A 23306-nucleotide genomic window follows, 5' to 3' on the forward strand; every position below is an offset into this window, starting at 1 on the left:
GGTTAATCCGGCCTTTTTTTTATGCAGCGTCATCGCCTGAAATCCACCTTTTCACTCTCATCCAAATGGATAATGCTGGTGGCGGGAGCTGTCTCGGCGATCACTCGTCCATCACGGATCGAGTAGCGCACTGGAACCTGACGGCGCAAGGCATCAAAACCGCTCTCAGCAGGCAAGATCACCAGGTTAGCACTGTTACCGCATTGGATACCGTAATCCTTCAGTTGCAGCGTTCTGGCGCTGTAAGTGGTTATCAGGTTAATCCCAGCATCTAACTGTTCGTATCCCATCAACTGGCACACGTGCATCCCCATGTGCAAGACCTGCAACATGCTGGCAGTCCCCAGAGGATACCAGGGGTCGAAAACATCATCGTGACCAAAGCAGACATTAATGTCCGCCTCCAGCATCTCTTTCACCCGCGTAATGCCCCGGCGCTTCGGATAGGTATCGAAACGGCCCTGTAGGTGAATATTCACCAGCGGGTTAGCCACAAAATTAATTCCAGACAGCTTTAGCAGGCGGAACAGGCGTGAGGTGTAAGCACCGTTATAGGAGTGCATTGCGGTGGTATGACTGGCCGTCACGCGGGCTCCCATCTGTTCACGGTGCGCCAGCGCCGCGACGGTTTCAACAAAACGCGACTGTTCATCATCGATCTCATCACAATGCACATCCACCATACGCTGATACTTTTGCGCCAGTGCGAAAGCACGGTGCAATGACTCAACGCCGTATTCTCGGGTGAACTCAAAATGCGGTATTGCCCCCACCACATCGGCCCCTAATTGCAATGCTTTCTCCAGCAGCGCTTCACCATCGGGGTAAGACAAAATGCCCTCCTGCGGGAAGGCCACCAGTTGAATATCCACCCACGGCGCCATCTCCTGCTTCACTTCCAGCATCGCTTTCAGCGCGGTCAGCGTCGGGTCGGAGACATCAATATGGGTACGCACATGCTGAATACCGTTGGCGATTTGCCACTTCAGTGTCTGACGAGCCCGCTGCTTAACATCATCATGCGTCAGCGTGGCCTTACGCTCAGCCCAGCGCTCAATGCCCTCGAACAAGGTCCCAGACTGATTCCAGGCAGGCTCACCCGCTGTCTGCGTGGTGTCCAGATGAATATGCGTTTCAATAAACGGAGGGAAGGCCAACCCACCTTCGGCATCCAGTGCTTCACCGCTGGCACGCGTTGGTGGCTGTGGCATGATATGCACAATCTTGCCCTGTTGGATCTCAATCTGCCAAAGCCCTTCACGCTCCGGCAGGCGAACGTGATTAATCCACTGTAATTCTGGACGCATAAATCCCTCCGTCATCAATAAGACACGCTGTTAACCCTATCACGGATTAATACTGCTGCCGGAAATCTCTGAATGAACCGATGAAAATCAGCAGCCTGAATGCTAATTTCCCCTCTATACTCAGCATTCTGATTGACTGCGAGGAAAGGACCATGAAGCACCTGATCATCGCCTGCATGCTGGTAAGCCAGCCACTGATGGCGGCTGCACCTGACTATGCCACGCTGGAAGGTATCTGGCACGTTGATGCCGTACATGTGGATAGCACAGGCATCCAGGCTGTGATGGAGAACGATCCGCAATATATGGGCGCAGTGGTGACGTTTTCGTCAAATAAGATTATGTGGAGTCAAGGCAGTGCGCAGCGGACGATCGATCCGGCAACGGATAACTGTCTGAAGAGACCGACGTTGACGTCTGCCGATGAGAACGATCCCGAAGACAGCTATCAGGTCGCGGGTGGGTACAATGTGATATGTGGCGATGAGCCGTGGGGGCCGGGGGCCGTCGTTACCGCACCGGTCAACGATACGCTAACACTCTACTGGTTTGACGGGGCAATTCTGGTATTGAAAAAAGAGCACCGCCAGTCATGATGCTCTTGCTTTCTTAACGGGTGGCAACCCTTAGCAGATTGCCACCGGTAACGATTTACGGCTGAGCAACGAAGCCGATGGCCTCATACACTTTTTTCAGGGTGCCCTGCGCCTGCGCACGCGCTTTTGCTGCACCATCACGCATCACCTGCTCAAGGAAGGCTTCATCATCGCGGTAACGATGATAACGCTCCTGCAGCTCACCCAGCATGGCTGATACCGCATCCGCAACCGCTCCTTTCAGGTGGCCATACATCTGGCCAGCAAACTCGGCTTCCAGCTCGGCCATCGTCTTACCGGTCACACCGGACAAAATATCCAGCAGATTCGACACACCAGGCTTCTCTTTCACATCATAACGCACCACCGGTGGTTCATCGCCGTCGGTCATCGCACGTTTAATTTTCTTCACTACCGACTTCGGATCTTCCAGCAGGCCGATAACGTTATTGCGGTTATCATCAGACTTGGACATTTTCTTGGTCGGCTCCAGCAGCGACATCACGCGCGCCCCGGATTTAGGAATAAACGGCTCTGGCACGGTAAAGATGTCGCCGTACAGTGCGTTAAAGCGCGAAGCCACATCACGGCTCAGCTCCAGATGCTGTTTCTGGTCTTCACCTACCGGCACCTGAGTGGTCTGATACAACAGGATATCTGCCGCCATCAGCACCGGGTAGTCAAACAGCCCCGCATTGATATTTTCTTCGTAACGTGCGGATTTGTCTTTAAACTGAGTCATACGGCTCAGTTCACCGAAATAGGTGTAACAGTTAAGGATCCAGCCAAGCTGCGTATGCTCAGGCACGTGCGACTGAACAAAAATGGTGCTTTTCTGTGGATCGATGCCGCAGGCAAGATAGAGTGCCAGCGTATCCAGCGTAGCCTTACGCAGTGCAACCGGGTCCTGACGAACCGTGATGGCGTGCAGGTCAACGATGCAGTAGATGCAGTGGTAATCATCCTGCATCTGTACCCACTGACGCAGCGCACCCATATAGTTACCGATGGTCAGTTCACCTGAAGGCTGTGCGCCGCTAAATACGATGGGTTTGCTCATGTTTCCGTCCTGAATAATTACAGCCCGAGTGCGGGCAACAAATCGTTAAAATGATCAAGCGTGACGTCGGGCTGACTGGTGGCAATAGGCTCACCGTAGTTATAGCCGTAAGTCAGGCCAATGCAGGGACATCCTGCCGCCTGCGCGGCTTGAATATCATTGCGTGAATCGCCAACAAATACCAACTCTCCCGGTAGCAGACCAAACTTGCCCAAAACCAGAAACAGCGGGGCCGGATGCGGTTTCTTTGCCACCACATCATCGCCACCAATAATCAGGGAAAAGTAGTCGGCAATACCGAGCGATTGCAGCAGTGGAGCAACAAACGGAGTGGGCTTATTGGTGACCAGCGCCATCGGCAGGTTATGTGCGGCCAGCGCGGCCAGCGTCTCTTTGACGCCAGGATACAGCAGGCTGCCACCATCTACGCTCTGTGCATAGTGTTTATCCAGCAGCACCCGCGCATCAGACAGCAGGGCGCTCTGTGGGGCATGGCCCAGCGCCCAGGTCAGAGCGCGCTCGATCAGAATATCCGCCCCGTTGCCAATCCAGGTTGATACCCGCTCAACACCCGCTATGGGTAGGTTCAGCTCATTGAGTGCGCTATCAACGGCACTCGTCAATCCTGGGGCGCTATCGGTCAGCGTGCCATCAAGATCAAACGCGAGGGCACGGACGTTAGTGAAATGACCCATGACGAGACTTCTCCAGTTCGGTGCGCATATCATCGATCACTTTTTTGTAATCGGGATGACCAAAAATGGCTGAACCGGCAACAAACATATCGGCACCCGCTGCGGCAATCTCACCAATGTTGTCCGCTTTAACGCCGCCATCCACTTCCAGGCGAATATCATAGCCGCTCTGATCGATTAGCTTACGTACCTGACGCAGTTTATTCAGGGTACCCGGAATAAATGACTGACCACCGAAGCCCGGGTTCACGGACATCAGCAGGATCACATCCAGCTTATCCATCACATAATCAAGCACGCTGAGAGGGGTTGCCGGGTTCAGCACCAGGCCCGCCTTGCAGCCCTGCTCTTTAATTAATTGCAGTGTGCGATCAACATGCTCGGAGGCTTCTGGATGGAAGGTGATATAGCTGGCACCGGCCTTGGCAAAATCAGGTATCAAACGATCAACCGGTTTGGCCATCAGATGGACATCGATCGGCGCAGTCACGCCATAATCGCGCAGGGCTTTTAACACCATCGGCCCCATCGTGAGATTGGGAACGTAATGGTTATCCATCACATCAAAGTGAACCACATCACCGCCAGCAGCCAGTGCTTTAGCAGTGTCTTCGCCCAGGCGGGCAAAATCTGCGGAAAGAATTGATGGGGCAATTAAAAACTGTTTCATCCGTTTCTCCCTGGTTGTGCCTGAGTTTCAGGCGTCATCACCGGCCAGTATACAACGCCAGTAATTCATTGACCTTACTTCGCGTGTTGCCACTGCGGCTGATCGAACGACGCACTTTGATTTCATGCAGGATAGCGCCCTCGTACCACTGACGTGTTAGCGGCGTATCGTGGTTCGAGATCAGCACGGTAATGCTCTGCTCGTTGGCCAGCATCGTAGCCAGTTCGACCAGATGTTGTTGCTCACGCATGCTAAAGCTGTTGGTGTGGTACGCCGTAAAGTTAGCGGTCGTGGAGAGCGGTGCATAGGGTGGATCGCAATAGACCACTGCCCCCTTTTGCACTTTCCCCAGCGTAACATCGTAAGATTCACAGACAAAAGTCGCCTGCTGGGCCCGTTCGGCAAACCAGTAAATTTCATCTTGCGGAAAGTAGGGTCTGCGATAACGACCAAACGGCACGTTGAACTCACCGCTCAGGTTATAACGGCACAAACCGTTGTAACAATGGCGGTTGAGGTATAAAAACAACACCGCTCGTCGGTAATCATCGCGGCACAGATTAAACTCTTTGCGATAGGCGTAGTACACCGCCGAATCATTCGTTTCAGGAACGAAGAGCATGCGCACATCTGCCACGAATTCATCCGTGCGTTCTTTAACGATGTTATAGAGGTTAATCAGATCGCTGTTAATGTCTGCGAGAATGTACTTTGAGTACTGGGTGTTAAGAAATACCGAGCCCGCCCCTACGAAGGGTTCGATCAAACAGTCCCCTTCAGGGAGATGGCGTCGGATATCATCGAGCAACGGGTACTTGCCACCTGCCCACTTCAAGAAAGCGCGATTTTTTTTCATGCTGTCGTTAATTACTTTTACTCATCAGGCTGTGGTTACACCGACAGCATATCTGCGCTTTGAATGCTCTGCGTGCCAGCGGCACGCACACACACTAAGGATACGCCGGGTTTCCCCGGCGGGGTGTTATTTACCCGCTTCTTTTTTTACCTGGCTCACCGGTTTTACCCAAGGGTTCTGAGCACGAACTTCCGCCGGTAGAGAGGCAACAGCGCGTTTAGCATCACCTGAAGTCGCATAAGAGCCACTCACCAGTACATACCAAGGCTGTCCGTTACGCGTGGTCTGATAGACATGATAGCCACTCAGATTTTGTTTTTTCGCCCAGGCATTCAACGTGTCTGAACGCGATGCACTGCTTAGCTGCAGCGTAAAGTTACCGCCGGGGGTGCTACCGCTACGCGCGGCTGGCGTACTCTGACTGGCTGTAGTCGCTGGTTTACTTTCTTTCGCCGCAGGCTTACTGGCAGCAGGCGTATGGGCCACCGCCGGTTTATTCTGATGCGTTGCCGTCGGACGTGGAGCCGTAACAGGTTTGTTGCTTGCCTGGCGCGGAGTTTCTGCCCCTGGTGCTACTGTAGCAGCCGCCGTTGGCAATGAAGACTCTCCCTGACCTGCCTGTGCTGCAGCATCAACCTGCCCTTGCTGGTCATTCAAAGCTGTATTCAGATCGCCTGGCAGCTCAACACGCTGTTGATTCGGCGGTGTCTGCACTGGCTGTGCTTCTGTCGGCGTTGGGGAAATCGGTGGAACACCCACATTCTGTGACGAAGCCGACTGAGTATTATTCGGGGTTGTACCGGTTTCAGACGTAGCTGGCTGGCCTGACTGGCCGCTCATTGAAGAGGACCCGGAGAGATCGATATTCTTTTCACCACCGGCGTTACCCGCAGGCGTTGCAGGCTGTTTCGCACTGCTGTTATCAGGTGATTTCAATGCAGACCCAATACCTAACACAAGCAGCAGCAGAACCAGGATACCAATTCCCATCATCATATGCTGTCGGGATACAGGGATTTTTGGTGCAGACGACGTTTTGCGGGACCGCGTTGGTCGGCGGTCGCTGGTGTCAGGTTTTAACTCGTCTTCCGGTTTAAACTCGTCCATTTAACCTCCTCCCATAGAGCGGCAATGCCGTTCGAACCCTTGAACGGCGATACATCAGAATAGTAGCCAGGAGACCTGGTTACAGATAATCGCTATGGCTTCAGACAATCCTGAATGGATGCAAGAACCATATCATGTGGTACTCCGCTGCGCACTTCGGCTTTGCCGATGGCCAGGGGAAGAATCAGACGCAGCTTGCCAGCCAGGACTTTTTTATCACGCATCATATGTGGCAGGTAGTCAGCCGCCGCCATACTTTCTGGCCCATGTACCGGTAACCCGGCACGCTGTAACAACGTGATAATACGGTCTGTATCTTGCGAACTGAACTGACCAAGACGTTCAGCGTTGCGTGCAGCCATTACCATCCCGGCTGCCACCGCTTCGCCGTGCAGCCAGTTGCCGTAACCCATATGGGCTTCAATGGCGTGACCATAGGTATGCCCAAGGTTCAGCAACGCACGCTGGCCGTGCTCATGTTCATCTGCTGCCACCACTTCCGCTTTCAACTCACAGCAGCGGCGAATACAGTACGCCAGCGCCGTGCCATCCAGCGCCAGCAAGGCATCCAGATTGTCTTCAAGCCAGGTGAAGAATTCACCGTCAAGGATGATGCCGTATTTGATCACTTCCGCCAGACCGGAAGAGAACTCACGCGCTGGTAGGGTATTCAGACAGTCAAGATCTACCACCACCGAGGCAGGTTGATAAAATGCCCCGATCATGTTTTTACCCAACGGATGATTGACGGCAGTTTTCCCCCCCACAGAGGAGTCAACCTGCGACAACAGCGTGGTTGGGACCTGGATAAAGCGTACGCCACGCTGGTAGCTGGCGGCTGCAAATCCGGTTAGATCACCAATCACACCGCCACCCAGTGCCACCAAAGTGGTATCCCGGCCATGAGGCCTGGACAGTAATGCGGTAAATACCTGATCCATCACGGCCAGCGATTTAAACTGCTCACCGTCCGGCAGAATCACCTGATCGACCACCACGCCCGCGCCCTCAAGGCGTGAACGCAATGGTTCCAGATAGAGAGGAGCCAGCGTCTGGTTGGTTACCAGCATGACCTGATCGCCCGCTTTAAGCGGCCAAAAAGAAGCCGGATCTGCGAACAACCCGGCGGCGATGGTAATGGGGTAACTGCGATCCCCAAGAGTTACGGTAATCCTCTCCATGACGCTGTATCACCTTTTTTGCTGTGCCCACAAGTGGGCCGTCAGAGCCTGAATCAGCTCTTTTCCAACATATTGATAATTTGATTAGCCACCACTTTCGCACTTTGATCGTCAGTACGAATGGTTACGTCGGCAATCTCTTCATACATCGGATTGCGTTCATCGGCTAATGCTTCCAGCACTTCACGCGGTGGAGAATCCACCTGCAACAGCGGACGTTTTTTGTCGCGCTGAGTACGTGCCAGTTGCTTTTCGATAGTCGTTTCAAGATAAACCACTACGCCACGGGCGGAGAGACGATTGCGCGTTTCGCGCGACTTGACGGAACCGCCACCTGTCGCCAGCACAATGCCCTGCTTTTCAGTGAGTTCATTGATGATTTTTTCTTCGCGATCGCGGAAGCCTTCTTCGCCTTCGACGTCAAAAACCCAGCCCACATCCGCTCCGGTACGTCGCTCAATTTCTTGATCGGAATCGAAAAATTCCATATTGAGTTGTTGAGCTAACTGACGCCCAATAGTGCTTTTGCCGGCACCCATAGGCCCAACCAGAAAGATATTGCGTTTCTCTGCCATTTTTTCGGTATTACTAAGACAATTCGTTGATGATACCCCGCCTTAAACCAGGCAGGACATGAACTGAAACCTCATGAGCGATAGTGCGAGAGTCAGACGAAAATTATCTCAACACTGAAGGTGTTTTGGCAACCGATTAAATTTACCTTGCCCATTGCACGCAATATTTTGGCGCGTTTCAGTCCGCTTCATTTATCAGCCGGATGTGGTTGCATCGGCTACGCCGGTTGCGCACGATAAAAAACGGTTAAAAAGCATTCGCTGCTAAGGGCACCTGGCCCGTAATTCAAAATCGCTAAACCTTGTAAGCTAATTCCGTCCTTGCGTCAAACCCAACTGTCAGCAATTCCGGAAAAAACATGCAGGTGTTACAGTTTGCCTCAAAAATCGCATTAATCGCTACGAATCAGTCTCGGTGTGATGAAGATCACCAATTCACGCCTTTTTTGTTCACGTACATCGTGACGAAACAGGCCACCCAGTAACGGAATATCGCCCAGAAAAGGCACCTTAGTGCGCCCTGTGGCGCTCTGTTGCTGAAAAATCCCTCCCAGCGCCAGCGTCTGCCCATCCTTCAACATCACTTGGGTATCAATCTCCTGTTTATCGATGGTCAGGACCTCGTTTTCACCGCTTCGCATATTTTTTCCGGGTACATTTTGAGAAATATGCAGTTTCAGTAAAATCCGACCGTTAGCCTGTACCTCTGGCGTGACTTCCATCGCCAACATCGCCTCTTTGAACTCCATGGTGGTCGACCCCCTATTTCCACTGGCAACTTCGTAGGGAATTTCCGTACCTTGTTTGATACTGGCCGTCTGCTGATGCGATGTGAACAAGCGTGGGCTGGCAATAATCTCGGCCTGCTGCTCTCTTTCCAGCGCGCTCAGCTCAAGATCCAGCAACTGACCATCCAGTTTTGCCAGCGTCAAACCCACCATACCTGCCGGGCGACTGACGCCAAGATCCACTCTCAGCTGGCTGCTACGCAGCGCCTCTGCCACCTGTTCAGATCCACTTAGCCCCCAGTTAACCCCTAATTCACGCAGATTCTCTTCACTGATGGTGACGATATGTGCTGCCAGCTCAATCTGAGCCAACGGCACATCCAGCTGGCGCACCCAACGTTCTGCCTGATCGAGGGCACTTTCAGTATCACGTAATAACAAACTGTTAGTCCGGCTATCCAGCGTAATGCTGCCACGCGCGGTCATTAATCGGGCGCGCTCATTTTGCAGGCTGCCGTTGACCGCTGCGGCATCGGCATGCTGGAGAGTGAGCGTACGATTATGCAGGGGGAGCGTCTGTTCCTGAGCTTCACGGCGTGCGGCCGTTTTTCGCTCCTCCTCTTGCTGCCAGCTCTCCGGATAAATCAGCATCACGTTGCCCTGTTTTTCCATTGTCAGGCGCCCCATTTTTAACACCAACTGTAAAGCCTGCTGCCAGGGCACGTCTTTCAGCCGAAGAGAAAGCGTGCCTTCAACCCCCGGTGCTACCACCAGGTTGAGCTGCTGGTAATCGGCCAGCGCCTGCAATACCTGCCCGACGGGAGCGGCGTCAAAAGCGAGAGAGAGGGGAATCTGGCTGGCTGATAACGGGCTTATCAGCGCCAGCCAGAGGTAAATTATCCTGAGCATGATGTCGTCCTTTTAAACCCAGCCGCCGTGACGGCGGGCAGTCCTGTAAAGTCGTGATCGTGACAGTCTGAGCATCAATCTCCGCGATACGCCACTCCGTGCCGGGTAATGGGTCGCCAGTCTGCCGCCAGAGCAATTTATGTTGAGACGAGACCAGCCACGCGTCATAGCGGCCCTCTCGGCCAATCAGTCCCAGTAAACGCCAGGTGAGTTCCGTCTCTGCAACGGACGCGCAACGCTGGACGTTCAGAGGAAAAAAGGGATCGCGCGCCCACACGTTACACATCAACAACAGCAATCCCCAGGCCAGCTTAATTTTCATCCGTTAACTCCATGACCAGGCGCAATTGCTGTTCCTCACGTTGCAGTTTGAACTGGGAAAACAGTAACGTGGGCTGAAGCGCAGAAAGATAATCCAGCAGCGCAATAAATTGTGGCCAGTTCAGCATCAGAGACAGCTCACCGCCCTGCCCGGCAGGGTGCCAGTATTCCAGTACCGCACCGCTGGCTTTGAGCAGGTCAGGCAGTAAAAAAGGCCGGATGACGTCAGAGGTAAGCCGTGCCTCGATCTGTTCTGTCTGCTGCTGCACGGTGGCAAGTGCGGGCATGGCGCGGAGTAATTGCAGCTGCTGACGATAACGGTGTGCCAGCTGCTGCCACTGCTGTTCGCCCTGCTGCTGCTTTTGTTTTATCGGATGCAACCAGGCGCCCCATAACAGCATCGCCAGCAACAGCGCAGCGCCACAAAAACTGCCCAAGCGTATCCATGCCGGCATTTGCAACCAACCGATCAGCCAGCGGTGCATCATTCGTCGGCACCAGGAGACAAAAACGGTAGTGCCTGCATATCAAACGTCATTTCGCCCGTGCGAACACGCTGGACTGCCCCCAAATTGACCTGTTTAAACAACGTGACCTCGCGTAATCTGTCACGCAACTGGTGCAGTTCCTGAATGCTGGCCGCCACTCCGCGTAACACCAGTTCCTTGCGGGTTTTATGCAACACGCTCAGCCAGGTATCCGGTGGAAAGAGCAGGCCAAGACCCCGCGCGAAATCACGCCACTGGGTCATCTGCTGTTGACGGTGCATGAGGTGATGCTGCTGACGTTGCAAGGCGCTGAGCTGCTGTCGTGCGGCCTGCGTGCGTGCACTCAGGGCCTGCACATCGTTTAGCGCGGCGCTCCACAGACCCTGCGTGCGACTCTGCTGGTGATTGAGACTGCGCTGCCAGTATCCCTCCAGCATCAGCATGGAAAACACCAGAACTAAAACGCCCCCTGCCAGACGCCAGACGCGCCAGCGCTTCTGCAATTTCACCTGCCGCCAGGGCAATAAGTTCACCCATACCATCAGCAATCCTCCGGGCGTAATGCCAGACCGGTTGCCAATGCAAAAGCACCGTCATACACGGGCAACGGCGGCTGATAACATTGCACTGCGGCCAGCGGCGACAAGGCGAAGGTGCCTTCCGGCCGCTCTTCTGCCAGCACAGAGCTGTACCAGACTGAGTGGCTGCCTTGTAAATATCGCTGCTGTAGTGCGCTAAAATCGGCTGCATCTTCCAGTGAACACCAGCCCCAGGCATGAACACCCGACTGCGGGGCATACCACAGCCAGTGATCGTTCAGGCGGTGCACCAGTGCGGCGGACGCCTCCAGTGACAGTCCACGAGCCAGCGCATACAGTGCCGCCGGAGTCAGTTCCAGAACATCGGGAGCCAGCGAGGCCTGTTGCAGGCAGTCTACCCAATTTTGTAGTGCATCCTGGCGTGCCGCCGTCAGATACATCGCCCCGTCAACGTCATCACTACCACGGTAATCCAGCGCCAGCGCTTCGGGTGCGATAGGGAAAAATCGTCTCGCCGCCGCCATGATGTAACTGTTACGATCGGGCTCACGTAATCGTAAGGCAGGCTTCGCCAGTTGGCGCTGCATGACGAGCTGCGGGGGGAAGCCGACCCGCAGTGAAATGCGAGCAGGAAGGTGTTTACGCCAGCGTTGCAGTAATGCCACAACATCGTCCGGGCGTTGCACCAGGCCATTTCTTAACGTATCTTGCGGCAACGTATGCTGCCACCAATGACGTAGCTGCCAGCCGTTTCGACGGCGCTGGATGCCCAGGGCGCAGAGCTGCCCGTTTTGAATATCCAGCCCGACTTGCCATGTCTTAAAAGCCATTGCGCGATCTCCTTATCGTCTGTTGAAAAGGACGTATCCAAGGTACAGGCTTGCCTTTATACTACCGCGCGATTGTTTATAAACTGCCCAACCGACTTTAAGTGGGAAATATCAGGTGAAGTTCGTAAAGTATTTATTGATCCTTGCAGTGTGTTGCATCTTGCTGGGAGCTGGCTCGATCTATGGTTTGTACAAATACATAGAGCCACAGCTCCCGGATGTCGCCACGCTGAAAGATGTGCGTCTGCAGACGCCAATGCAGGTCTACAGTGCCGATAACGAGCTTATCGCACAGTACGGCGAGAAACGCCGTATTCCACTGACGCTGCAACAAATCCCACCGCAAATGGTGAAGGCCTTTATCGCGACGGAAGACAGCCGCTTCTATGAACATCATGGCGTCGACCCGATTGGTATTTTCCGTGCAGCCAGCATTGCGCTGGTTTCCGGTCATGCGTCGCAGGGGGCCAGTACCATTACCCAGCAGCTGGCACGTAACTTCTTCCTCAGCCCGGAACGTACACTGATACGTAAGGTCAAGGAGGTGTTCCTCGCCATTCGCATTGAACAGATGATGAGCAAGGACGAGATCCTTGAGCTGTATCTGAACAAGATTTACCTCGGCTACCGCGCCTATGGTGTTGGCGCTGCGGCACAGGTCTATTTTGGTAAAAGCGTTGATCAGCTGTCACTGAGTGAGATCGCCATGATCGCCGGCCTGCCAAAAGCACCGTCGACATTTAACCCACTCTATTCTCATGATCGTGCCGTGCAGCGTCGCAATACCGTTCTGGCACGTATGCTTGACCAGCACTACATCACGCAGATGCAGTATAACGAAGCGCGCAGCACACCACTGGTGGCGAACTATCATGTGCCGGAAATTGCTTTCTCAGCGCCGTATCTGACTGAGATGGTGCGTCAGGAGATGATCAAGCGCTTCGGTGAGAACGCCTACAACGACGGTTATAAGGTCTATACCACCGTCACCCGTAAGCTCCAGTTGGCGGCACAGACATCGGTTCAGGACAACGTTATTGCCTATGATATGCGTCATGGTTATCGCGGTCCGGCCAGTGTGCTGTGGAAAGTGGGTGAGCAGGCGTGGGGCCACAGCGAAATCATGAAAACGCTGAAGTCTTTACCGGTGTACGGTCCGCTGTTCCCGGCAGTGGTTACCACCAGTAATAGCGAGGAAGCCACGGCCATTATGCGTGATGGCAGCAGCGTTGCGCTAAACCTCGCCAGTGTTCGCTGGGCCCGCCCGTTCAAGTCAGACACCTTACAAGGTGCCACACCGCGTTCGGTGAGCCAGGTATTGCAGCCTGGTCAGCAGATTTGGGTACGCAAAGTGGATAACGACTGGCAACTGGGCCAGGTGCCGGATGTGAACTCCTCACTGGTATCGCTCGACCCACACGATGGTGCCGTGCGCGCACTTGTGGGCGGTTTTGACTTCAATCTGAGCAAGTTTAACCGTGCAACCCAGGCGTTACGCCAGGTCGGTTCGAATATCAAACCGTTCCTGTATACCGCAGCAATGGACCGTGGTTTGACGCTGGCATCTATTCTTAACGACGTGCCGATTTCTCGTTGGGATGCAGGTGCCGGTGCTGACTGGCGTCCGAAAAACTCACCCAATACCTACGCGGGTCCCATTCGTCTGCGCCAGGGGTTGGGTGAGTCGAAGAACGTTGTGATGGTGCGCGCCATGCGCGCCATGGGCGTCGACTATGCGGCCGAATATTTGCAGCGTTTTGGTTTCCCGGCACAGAACATCGTCCATACGGAATCACTGGCGCTGGGCTCGGCCTCCTTCACCCCATTGCAGATGGTACGTGGCTACTCTGTGATGGCGAACGGCGGCTTCCTGGTTGACCCGTACTTCATCACGCGCATCGATGATGAGCAAGGCAACCACGTCTTCGAAGCGAAACCGAAAGTCGCCTGTGCAGAGTGCAATCTGCCGGTGATCTATGGCAACACTCAGAAGGCCGTCGCACTGAGTGAAGACAGCGTAGAAAACGTGGCGGTATCGTCGGAAGGTAACAATGTTGCCGTACCACAACCGCAGCTGGAGCAGGTTCCACAGCAGGGTCAGCAGGATGGCCAGCAGCAATATGCGCCACACGTGATCAACACCCCGCTGTCATTCCTGATTAAAAGTGCGCTGAATTCGAATGTGTTTGGTGAGCCAGGCTGGATGGGCACTGGCTGGCGGGCTGGCCGCGACCTTAAACGTAACGATATCGGTGGCAAAACCGGTACCACTAACAGCTCAAAAGATGCCTGGTTCTCCGGCTACGGGCCGGGGGTTGTCACCTCGGTGTGGATCGGTTTTGACGATCACCGCCGTGACCTCGGACGCACCACGGCTTCCGGGGCGATTAAAGATCAGATATCAGGCTACGAAGGCGGTGCCAAGAGCGCACAGCCAGCATGGGATGACTATATGAAATCCGCGCTGGATGGTGTGCCGTTACAACCATTGACGCCGCCAGAAGGCGTAGTGACGGTCAATATCGACCGCAGCACCGGCAAACTGGCGAACGGTGGCGGCAATAGCCGCGCGGAATACTTCATCAACGGCACCCAGCCGACTGAATATTCCGTACATGACGTCGGAACCACACTGATGGACAACGGCGAAAGCCACGAGTTGTTCTGATACAAAAATGCCGGGCAATTGCCCGGCATTTTTTATTTCAGGTCAGTCAACCACACTCACCCGTTACGATGGCTCACATCAGTAACTCAGCCGGCCTTGCTTCACCAGCCATTCACGGACCAGAAACAGCGCACTGACGTTACGCGATTCGCGAAAATCAGGTTCATCCAGGAGCGCCAGCAAATTATTTAGCGGCCAGCGCAGTTGCGGTAATGGCTCAGGTTCATCCCCTTCCAGTTGCTCAGGATAAAGTCCCTCTGCCACCACAATGTTCATCTGACTGGAAAAATAGGACGGCGCCATCGTCAGTTTTCCCAGTGTCTCCAACTGATGAGCGCCAAACCCGGCCTCTTCTTTTAGTTCACGATTGGCGGCTTCAAACGGCGTTTCGCCAGCATCAATCAATCCCTTCGGGAACCCCAGCTCATAGCTTTCCAGCCCGACAGCATATTCCTGAATCAGAATCAGATGATCGTCGACAATCGGTACGATCATAACCGCTTCACGGCCAGAGGAACGCATACGTTCGTACACACGGCGCGCACCGTTGCTGAACTCCAGATCAACGGCTTCTACCGTGAACAACCTGGAGCGCGCAACAGCTTCAACTTTGTGGATAGTAGGTTTTTGTAATTGTCTGGTCATCATGGCCCCAGCGAAAAGCCGAATAAGGTTAACGTCATGCCCGGTACAAACACGGGTGTGCTATTGTCCATTGTGCGGCAGGTGCCGCAGGAATCCAATCATCGCATGAATCATTTTACTTTTTTATAACAAATCCTTGTTAATATGAGGAAAATCTTTTAAAGAATGTCAATTGAACGACTAAAAAATAGGATTATGCCGATATCTGTTATGGCAAATGCCTGGTAACATCACCCCCGGCCATGCTATACAATTATTCTAATTTTATGATTTTTAGCGCTATTTTTAATCACACAGTGAATTGCCTATTCTGTCTTCACTCGCCATTTTTGGCTGGTATTGACCCACCATCTTATGCGAGAGAAATGACAGGAGCATCGTGGCAGGAATGAGGGGAGCATGAGCACAATAGTCATCATATTGGCTGTAATGCTGGCCTGCTCGGTGACGGCAGGTTGTTTTTTTTGGTACGCTATGCGGCATCGCCCGCCGTTGGCGAAACCACTGCCATTCATTAGTCCCCCTTATCGCAAACTGAGCGACGAAGAACGCACAGCGGTAGAACGCTACGTCTCCATGCTGGCTAATAATCGGCACGATACCCAGCCAACCGGTGCCAGCAGCTCACCCGAACAACTGGTTCTGACATCTCAAAGCAACAATGTTTATCCCGTCACTCGCTCCATCACCCGCTACGGACTCTCCACCGACGACCAAAATAAATGGCGCTACTACCTGGATGCGGTTGAAGTGCATCTGCCCCCACTGTGGGAGCAGTACATTGCGGAAGAGAACTACGTTGAGCTCATTAAAACGCAAACGATCCCGCTGGTCATTTCACTCAATGGGCACTCACTGACTCAATATCGTTGGGAATCGCCTGCACTGGTGCCGATGGTACGCGCGACCGGGCAAAATGCCTCTATCCGCAAAGAAGAGGGCGAGAACGTTGAGCTTCTCAGCGTTCGCAAGGAGAGTCTGGAAGAGTATGCATTGAGCAAACCGGATGGCACCCGGGAAGCCCTGCTTATCAGCACGGGATTACTGCTGTTTTTCATCAGCCTCGTGGGGCCGGTTGTTCTGATGCCCTGGCTGATACTGGCGGGTATCTGCATGATTTTATTCAGCATCTGGATGCTGTACCGCCGCCCCACAGAGAAAGACCTGCGTGACATCCACTGCCTGCGCGGCGCACCGAAACGCTGGGGCTTATTTGGCGAATCCAACCAGGGTCAGGTCAGTAACATCTCGTTGGGTATTATCGATTTGATCTATCCGCCACACTGGCAAAGCTACGTAGCCCAGGACCTGGGTCAAACTACCGACGTTGATATCTATCTTAACCGCCAGGTCGTTCGCCAGGGACGTTTCCTCTCCCTGCAGGATGAGGTGCGTAATTTCCCAATCCAACGCTGGCGTAAAAATGTTGTGCTGGCTGCGGGTGCGTTGTTAGTGCTGGTACTGCTGATTTCCTGGATCCCCCTGAGCATGCCACTGAAGTTGAGCCTGGCATGGATTAAAGGCACGGAAAGTCTGCAGGTCACGCAGGTGAGTGACTTAGAAAACGTTGCCCTGCATGTAGGCGACAGCCTGAAAGTCAAAGGCACGGGGATGTGTTCGATTCCAACCACCTATCAGGGCAACCGCAGCTATGACTTTATGCCGTTTGACTGCTCTGCGGTGTACTGGAACAACGCTGACCCCCTGCCCCTGCCGCAGTCCGATATTATCGATAAAGCCACCGCACTGCTGGATACCACCCGGATGCAGCTTCATCCGCAGACCAGCACCGATCCAAAACTCAATCCGCAGCTGGCCACCGCCATTCAGAAGTCAGGCATGATCCTGCTGGACGATTTCTCGGATATCGTGCAAAAAACGCAGGATTTGTGCAGCCAGGAACAGGACTGTGTGCGTCTGAAAAATGCGCTGGTCAACCTCGGCAATGCCAAAGACTGGCAAACGCTGGTGCACCGTGCCAATTCCGGTGCACTCAACGGCATGAACGTGTTACTTCGCCCGGTGAGTGCCGAAGCGCTCGAAAATCTGGTCAATACCGCAACCTCCTCTTTCTTCTATCGTGAAACACGCCGTGCCGCAGACGCACTGAACAGCCCTCCTCCGGGTGGTTTTCTGATCCTCAGTGACGAAGGTCGCCAGTTGGTGAATCAGCCCTCCCCGACAGCATCACTGTTTGATTACAACGCCCCCGACCAGTGGCCAGAACTGCAACGTCTGGCAGGTATGCTGCTGCACACGCCGTTTAACGCTAACGGGATCATTACCAGCATCACCACCGATGCCAACGGCACACGCCACATCGCACTGCACAGCGAGCCGGACACCATCACATTATGGCACTACCTCGGCAGCAGCCTGTTGTTGCTGTTGCTCTCTCTGATCCTGGTCATTAACACGCTACTGGCACTGCGTCGCATCCACCGTAATCGTCTTCGGATGATGGAAATTCACCAGTATTACGACAAATGCCTCAACCATTCGCTCAACGATATACAGACCGTGCGGCCGATGTTCTGAGCCCATCGCATCTGTGCTATTTTTAATAGCTAATGCCCTCCATACCCAAAATAATCCTGGACGCCCCCACCCGTTAACTTGAAAGATGACGGGGGACACCCTATATAGGGGTATTCCCAAAAGGAGCAGCGATGAAAGAGAAACCCTCTGACGGGGTCCGGCTCGATAAATGGCTTTGGGCCGCACGGTTTTATAAAACCCGGGCAGACGCACGCGAAATGATCGAAGGCGGCAAAGTCCATTACAACGGTCAACGCAGCAAACCCAGTAAACTGGTGGAAGTGGCTGCCGAGTTGACGCTGCGCCAGGGTAACGATCAGCGCACCGTGGTGATTGAAGCGATCACTGACAAACGTGGCCCGGCGACTGTTGCGCAACAATTGTACCGCGAAACGGTAGAGAGTATTGAGAAGCGGGAAAAAGTGGCGCTGGCGCGTAAAATGAATGCCCTCACTATGCCGCACCCTGACCGGCGCCCTGATAAAAAGGAACGTCGTGACCTGATGAAATTTAAACATTCTGGCGACGAATAACGCCACACTCGAGAGAAACACTATGTCCCAGCAAGACCAAATGCACCGTTACCTGTTCGAAAACCATGCTGTGCGCGGCGAACTGGTTACCGTATCCCAGACATGGCAGGAAATCATTGAGGGTCATGACTACCCTCAGCCAGTGCAACAGGTCCTTGGCGAACTGCTGGTGGCCACCAGCCTGCTGACAGCTACCCTGAAATTTGACGGTGACATCACGGTGCAATTACAGGGTGATGGCCCGCTTAATATGGCCGTAATCAACGGTAACAATCTTCAGGAAATGCGCGGTGTTGCACGTATGCAGGGTGAGATTGCCGATGGGAGCAGCCTAAAAGAGATGGTCGGCAATGGCTATCTGGTGATCACCATTTCTCCGAAAGAAGGTGAGCGCTACCAGGGCGTAGTCGGGCTGGAAGGTGACACCCTTGCCGCCTGCCTGGAAGATTACTTTATGCGTTCAGAGCAGCTCCCTACTCGTCTGTTTATCCGCACCGGCGAAACAGAATCGCAGGTGGGTGCAGCCGGTATTCTGTTGCAGGTTCTGCCGGCTCAGGATGCCAGCCTGGATGAGTTCAACCATCTGGCGACGTTGACAGAAACGATCAAAACAGAAGAGCTGCTGGGCCTGCCAGCAAATGACGTGCTGTGGCGTCTCTATCATCAGGAAGAAGTCACCCTGTTTGAACCCCAGAACGTGAGCTTCAAGTGCACCTGTTCACGCGAACGTTGCGGCGATGTGCTGCGAACACTGCCGGATGAAGAAGTGGACCAGATCCTGCAGGAAGATGGCAACATTGATATGCACTGTGACTACTGCGGTAATCACTACGTCTATGATGCGGTCGATATTGCCGCGATCCGTAATGATTCTGCGACAGGTGACCAACAGGTTCACTAATCGCCAGGGGCCGGATATTACCCGGCCTTTTTCTTTTCAACGATGCCCCGTTTTTACCCCGCCTGTCTTTATTTTCTATCGAAAAACAATACGATACTCCCGTCACAAAAAATCGCATTTTCCCGCTAAAAATTCTTCATAACCTGGTATTTATCACTACAAAAAGACACCGACTTAGCACTATTGATGCAACAAATGCGATTCTTTTCATTGAACCCGGCGTGGCTTCTCATTTTCCTTCTTTGCCGCTTTCGCTGTTTTCTGGCGGGTGTAAACTGCGCGCGATCGTGGCATCACCCGGCACTGATGCAGAAGCCGGAGGTTGCTCGCGGTAATAAAGTTGAAATACCCCTACAATTTGACGCAGTACAAAAAACCGACAAAGGAGCAGTAACATGCACACTAACGACCTGACCTTGCAGGACCTCGTCGCTTATGGCATCACTGATACGGTGAAGGTGATTCATAATCCTGATTATGACACCCTGTTTAAGGAAGAAACCCTACCCACATTAAACGGTTTTGAGCGCGGTATCGTCACGCAGTCTGGCGCTGTCGCCGTTGATACCGGCATTTTTACCGGACGCTCTCCGAAAGACAAATATCTGGTACGTGACGAAACCACCCGCGACACGCTGTGGTGGAGTGACAATGGGAAAGGTAAAAACGATAACCACCCCCTCTCGCAGGAGACCTGGCAGTCGCTGAAAAACCTTGTCACAAAGCAGCTCTCCGGCAAACGCCTGTTTGTTATCGATGCCTGGTGCGGCGCTAACCCGGACTCACGCCTCTGCGTACGCTTTATCACGGAAGTCGCCTGGCAGGCGCACTTCGTGAAGAACATGTTTATCCGCCCGGATAAAGCAGCTCTGGCGAATTTCATACCCGACTTCGTTGTGATGAACGGCGCCAAGTGCACCAACCCGGACTGGCAGGCACAGGGGCTGAATTCCGAGAACTTTGTCGCCTTTAACCTGACGGAAAACATGCAGCTTATCGGGGGAACCTGGTACGGCGGCGAGATGAAGAAAGGGTTGTTCACTATGATGAACTACCTGCTGCCGCTAAAAGGGATTGCGTCGATGCACTGCTCGGCCAACGTCGGTGAAAAAGGGGATGTTGCCATTTTCTTCGGCCTCTCAGGCACAGGCAAAACCACACTGTCTACCGATCCAAAGCGCAAGCTGATTGGCGATGATGAACATGGCTGGGATGATGACGGCGTGTTTAACTTTGAAGGGGGCTGTTACGCTAAAACTATCAAACTGTCAGAAAAAGCAGAGCCGGAGATCTACCATGCGATCCGCCCGGATGCCCTGCTGGAGAACGTTGTCGTTCGCAGCGATGGTTCGGTGGATTATGACGACAGCAGCAAGACCGAGAACACCCGCGTCTCCTACCCGATTGATCATATCGACAATATCGTTAAACCGGTGTCGAAAGCCGGCCACGCGAAGAAAGTGATTTTCCTGACCGCTGACGCTTTCGGTGTGCTGCCCCCCGTATCACGCCTGACCGCCGAGCAGACCCAGTACCATTTCCTTTCCGGTTTTACCGCCAAACTGGCCGGTACTGAGCGTGGAGTCACCGAACCTACTCCCACCTTCTCAGCCTGCTTTGGTGCCGCGTTCCTGACCCTGCACCCCACACAGTACGCAGAGGTTTTGGTGAAACGGATGAAGGACGCAGGCGCAGAAGCCTGGCTGGTGAATACCGGCTGGAACGGCAGTGGGAAACGTATTTCGCTCGCCGATACACGGGCGATTATCAACGCTATCCTCAGTGGCGACATCGCCCATGCAGAAACCACCACGTTGCCTGTTTTCAACCTGGAGATACCGCTGACCCTGCAAGGCGTAGACAGCAAACTGCTCGACCCGCGTCAAACCTGGGCGAGTGAAGCCGAATGGGAAACAAAGGCTCGGGATTTGGCGCAGAGGTTTATCAACAACTTCGATAAGTTCACCGACACTAAAGCGGGTGAAGCACTGGTGAAAGCCGGGCCGAAACTGTAAGCCAGTCAGTGGAATCGGGTGAGGCATGCCTCACCCCTACGACATCATGCCGCACCCTTGCCTGTCACTGGGTAGGCCCTGGCGGAAGGCTGGCAGGTGGCAATGGCAGCCAGGCACGAATGCGTAAGCCCCCTTTTTCACTCTTACCAATCTCCAGCGCCCCCTGGTGAGCATCAATAATACGCTGCACAATCGCCAGTCCCAGGCCCGTTCCGCTGGTACTGCGTGCGCTGTCACCACGCACAAACGGCTGAAGCAGGTGCTTAAGCTGGTCGGGTTCAATACCGGGACCATCATCGTCTACCTGGAACCAGGCTCGATGCAGCTCACGCCCGGAACTGACCTTAATCCAGCCATTACCATAGCGGGCAGCATTGACGACCATGTTGGCAATCGCACGCTTAATCGCAAGGGGATTGATATCCAGCATCAGCTCAGCGGACATCACGGCATTCTCAATTTCACGCTCGTAACCGCTTTCTGCCGCCACCACTTCTCCCAGCACACTGTTGAGGTCCGCGCGTTCAAACTGCATCTCCTGCCCGGTACGCAGGTAATCAATAAACTGTTCGATAATCGCATTACATTCTTCGATATCTTTATTGATCGACTCAGCCAGATAGCCATCCTGCTCTGACATCATTTCCGTTGCCAGACGAATACGTGTCAATGGCGTTCTCAGGTCATGACTCACCCCGGCCATCAGCAGGGTTCGGTCATCGGCTAACTGCTTCACGCCAGATGCCATCTGATTAAATGCCCGCGTCACGGAACGGACCTCAGAGGCACCATACTCGCGCAGTGGCGGGGGGATAATGCCTTTACCCACCTGTAACGCCGCGTGCTCCAGCTCCACCAGCGGGCGGTTCTGGATACGTATAAACAGCCAAGCTCCACCGATCGCCAGCAACATAATCGCCAGCGTGTAGCGGAACAATGGAGAGAAATCGCCCTGATGGATCTCGGTCAGGGGGACGCGCACCCAGATATCCGGCGACAACCAGGTTTTCAGCCACACCACCGGGGAGTTCTTATTGACCTCCACACGGACATCGGTCGGGCCACCCAACTGCTGCGCCATCTGTTGGCTGAGAAACTGATAGTGCTGCGCCCAGCGTAATCCGCTCTCTTCCGCCGCTGCATTGGTATACAGCGAGATGCCGAGTTCACGGTAGATTTCACGGCGAAATGCCGGAGGCACTTCCAGCTGCGTGCCATCTTCCAACTGCAAACGGTCGGTCATCAACATACGAACTTCATAGGCCAGCACTTTGTTGAACTGTTGCAGACTGGGCAAAATTGCAAAGTTCAGCACCACCAGATAAGTCGTTACCAGGCTGACGAACAGCAGGGTAACGATCAATAACAGTGTGCGGGCAAATGAACTACGGGGAGAGAAGCGGAATCGCCTCATGCTTTACTGCCGTCCGGCACGAAGACATAGCCCAGGCCCCAAACGGTCTGGATGTAGCGTGGATGAGCCGGATCTTCTTCCACCATACGGCGCAAACGGGAGATCTGTACGTCGATAGAACGCTCCATCGCACTGTACTCACGACCACGGGCCAGGTTCATCAGTTTATCGCGCGACAGCGGCTCACGCGGGTGGCTTACCAGCGCTTTCAGCACGGCGAACTCGCCGCTGGTCAGTGGCATCGGCTCATCTTCACGGAACATCTCGCGGGTACCGAGGTTCAACTTGAATTTACCGAAAGCAATCACCGCTTCTTCCTGAGAAGGCGCACCCGGTAGTTCATTCGCCTGACGACGCAGCACCGCACGGATACGGGCCAGCAGTTCACGTGGGTTGAACGGTTTTGGAATATAGTCATCCGCACCGATTTCGAGGCCCACGATACGATCCACTTCCTCGCCTTTGGCGGTGACCATAATAATCGGCATGGGGTTGCTCTGGCTGCGCAGACGGCGGCAAATCGACAAGCCATCTTCGCCAGGTAACATCAGGTCCAGCACCATCAGGTGGAATGATTCACGCGTCAGCAGGCGATCCATCTGCTCAGCATTGGCCACACTACGCACCTGGAAGCCCTGCTCGGTCAGATAACGCTCCAGCAGTGCACGCAAACGCATGTCATCATCTACCACCAGGATTTTGTAATTTTCTTGCATTTCGTTACTCCCAA

General features: G+C 53.9%; 22 protein-coding genes. 6 read left to right on the forward strand and 16 right to left on the reverse strand.

Annotation, left to right across the window (positions count from 1 at the left end; translation table 11 throughout):
• Nucleotides 1-29 precede the first annotated feature (29 nt).
• Entirely contained in the window at nt 30-1307 is a 1278-nt protein-coding gene (locus HHI26_RS22065) for a cytosine deaminase (protein WP_171149704.1), read from the reverse strand.
• Nucleotides 1308-1459: 152 nt separating this feature from the next.
• Here HHI26_RS22065 and HHI26_RS22070 point away from each other — a divergent pair, with 152 nt between their 5' ends.
• On the forward strand, nt 1460-1903 hold the full coding sequence (locus tag HHI26_RS22070; RefSeq protein WP_171149705.1) for a hypothetical protein: 444 nt from the start codon (nt 1460-1462) through the stop codon (nt 1901-1903).
• A gap of 55 nt (nt 1904-1958) precedes the next feature.
• Here HHI26_RS22070 and trpS read toward each other — a convergent pair whose 3' ends face one another.
• The 12 genes from trpS to pilM all read right to left on the reverse strand — a co-directional run bounded on the left by trpS (nt 1959) and on the right by pilM (nt 11862).
• Nucleotides 1959-2963, reverse strand: coding sequence for a tryptophan--tRNA ligase (trpS, locus tag HHI26_RS22075; RefSeq protein WP_133846671.1), 1005 nt, complete (start codon nt 2961-2963; stop codon nt 1959-1961).
• Nucleotides 2964-2980: 17 nt separating this feature from the next.
• Nucleotides 2981-3658, reverse strand: coding sequence for a phosphoglycolate phosphatase (locus tag HHI26_RS22080; RefSeq protein WP_133846670.1), 678 nt, complete (start codon nt 3656-3658; stop codon nt 2981-2983).
• Nucleotides 3642-4328, reverse strand: coding sequence for a ribulose-phosphate 3-epimerase (gene rpe, locus HHI26_RS22085; RefSeq protein ID WP_133846669.1), 687 nt, complete (start codon nt 4326-4328; stop codon nt 3642-3644). Before rpe ends, HHI26_RS22080 begins: the two co-directional genes overlap by 17 nt.
• 37 nt (nt 4329-4365) lie before the next feature.
• Entirely contained in the window at nt 4366-5184 is an 819-nt protein-coding gene (dam, locus tag HHI26_RS22090) for an adenine-specific DNA-methyltransferase (RefSeq protein ID WP_133846668.1), read from the reverse strand.
• Between the two features lie 126 nt (nt 5185-5310).
• Entirely contained in the window at nt 5311-6291 is a 981-nt protein-coding gene (locus tag HHI26_RS22095; RefSeq protein WP_171149706.1) for an SPOR domain-containing protein, read from the reverse strand.
• Between the two features lie 92 nt (nt 6292-6383).
• Nucleotides 6384-7472: a 3-dehydroquinate synthase gene (gene aroB / locus HHI26_RS22100; protein WP_133846666.1), complete on the reverse strand. Its 1089-nt coding sequence runs from the start codon at nt 7470-7472 to the stop codon at nt 6384-6386.
• A gap of 53 nt (nt 7473-7525) precedes the next feature.
• On the reverse strand, nt 7526-8047 hold the full coding sequence (gene aroK, locus HHI26_RS22105) for a shikimate kinase AroK (protein WP_048917675.1): 522 nt from the start codon (nt 8045-8047) through the stop codon (nt 7526-7528).
• A 392-nt stretch (nt 8048-8439) separates the two neighbouring features.
• A complete protein-coding gene (hofQ, locus tag HHI26_RS22110; protein ID WP_133846665.1) occupies nt 8440-9684 on the reverse strand; it encodes a DNA uptake porin HofQ in 1245 nt (414 codons plus the stop codon).
• Nucleotides 9605-10006, reverse strand: coding sequence for a HofP DNA utilization family protein (locus tag HHI26_RS22115; protein WP_133846664.1), 402 nt, complete (start codon nt 10004-10006; stop codon nt 9605-9607). Before HHI26_RS22115 ends, hofQ begins: the two co-directional genes overlap by 80 nt.
• Entirely contained in the window at nt 9996-10493 is a 498-nt protein-coding gene (locus tag HHI26_RS22120; protein ID WP_171149707.1) for a hypothetical protein, read from the reverse strand. Before HHI26_RS22120 ends, HHI26_RS22115 begins: the two co-directional genes overlap by 11 nt.
• A complete protein-coding gene (locus HHI26_RS22125; RefSeq protein ID WP_171149708.1) occupies nt 10490-11035 on the reverse strand; it encodes a PilN domain-containing protein in 546 nt (181 codons plus the stop codon). Before HHI26_RS22125 ends, HHI26_RS22120 begins: the two co-directional genes overlap by 4 nt.
• Nucleotides 11035-11862: a pilus assembly protein PilM gene (gene pilM / locus HHI26_RS22130; RefSeq protein ID WP_133846661.1), complete on the reverse strand. Its 828-nt coding sequence runs from the start codon at nt 11860-11862 to the stop codon at nt 11035-11037. The genes HHI26_RS22125 and pilM overlap by 1 nt, the downstream gene beginning before the upstream one ends.
• 115 nt (nt 11863-11977) lie before the next feature.
• Here pilM and mrcA point away from each other — a divergent pair, with 115 nt between their 5' ends.
• Complete coding sequence (gene mrcA, locus HHI26_RS22135) at nt 11978-14530, forward strand: peptidoglycan glycosyltransferase/peptidoglycan DD-transpeptidase MrcA (RefSeq protein WP_133846660.1); 2553 nt, start codon at nt 11978-11980, stop codon at nt 14528-14530.
• Nucleotides 14531-14608: 78 nt separating this feature from the next.
• On the opposite strand, the gene nudE is transcribed toward mrcA, so the two are convergent.
• Nucleotides 14609-15175, reverse strand: a complete 567-nt coding sequence (nudE, locus tag HHI26_RS22140) for an ADP compounds hydrolase NudE (protein ID WP_133846704.1) — start codon at nt 15173-15175, stop codon at nt 14609-14611.
• A 399-nt stretch (nt 15176-15574) separates the two neighbouring features.
• Here nudE and HHI26_RS22145 point away from each other — a divergent pair, with 399 nt between their 5' ends.
• The 4 genes from HHI26_RS22145 to pckA all read left to right on the forward strand — a co-directional run bounded on the left by HHI26_RS22145 (nt 15575) and on the right by pckA (nt 21162).
• Nucleotides 15575-17713 carry an intracellular growth attenuator family protein gene (locus HHI26_RS22145; protein ID WP_171149709.1) on the forward strand — a complete coding sequence of 713 codons (2139 nt, stop codon included), beginning with the start codon at nt 15575-15577 and terminating at the stop codon, nt 17711-17713.
• A gap of 131 nt (nt 17714-17844) precedes the next feature.
• Nucleotides 17845-18246 (forward strand): ribosome-associated heat shock protein Hsp15, encoded by a 402-nt coding sequence (hslR, locus tag HHI26_RS22150; protein ID WP_133846658.1) that lies wholly within the window; start codon nt 17845-17847, stop codon nt 18244-18246.
• 22 nt (nt 18247-18268) lie between these two features.
• Complete coding sequence (gene hslO / locus HHI26_RS22155; protein ID WP_133846657.1) at nt 18269-19147, forward strand: Hsp33 family molecular chaperone HslO; 879 nt, start codon at nt 18269-18271, stop codon at nt 19145-19147.
• 395 nt (nt 19148-19542) lie between these two features.
• Nucleotides 19543-21162 carry a phosphoenolpyruvate carboxykinase (ATP) gene (gene pckA / locus HHI26_RS22160; RefSeq protein ID WP_133846656.1) on the forward strand — a complete coding sequence of 540 codons (1620 nt, stop codon included), beginning with the start codon at nt 19543-19545 and terminating at the stop codon, nt 21160-21162.
• 64 nt (nt 21163-21226) lie between these two features.
• Here pckA and envZ read toward each other — a convergent pair whose 3' ends face one another.
• Nucleotides 21227-22576 carry a two-component system sensor histidine kinase EnvZ gene (gene envZ, locus HHI26_RS22165; RefSeq protein WP_133846655.1) on the reverse strand — a complete coding sequence of 450 codons (1350 nt, stop codon included), beginning with the start codon at nt 22574-22576 and terminating at the stop codon, nt 21227-21229.
• The gene (gene ompR, locus HHI26_RS22170) at nt 22573-23292 is read right to left on the reverse strand and encodes a two-component system response regulator OmpR (protein WP_001157751.1); all 720 of its coding nucleotides are present in this window, start codon (nt 23290-23292) and stop codon (nt 22573-22575) included. Before ompR ends, envZ begins: the two co-directional genes overlap by 4 nt.
• Nucleotides 23293-23306: the final 14 nt, after the last annotated feature.

Origin of the sequence: Erwinia sp. JH02, from assembly GCF_013074405.1 — a bacterium.
GTDB lineage: Bacteria > Pseudomonadota > Gammaproteobacteria > Enterobacterales > Enterobacteriaceae > Erwinia > Erwinia rhapontici.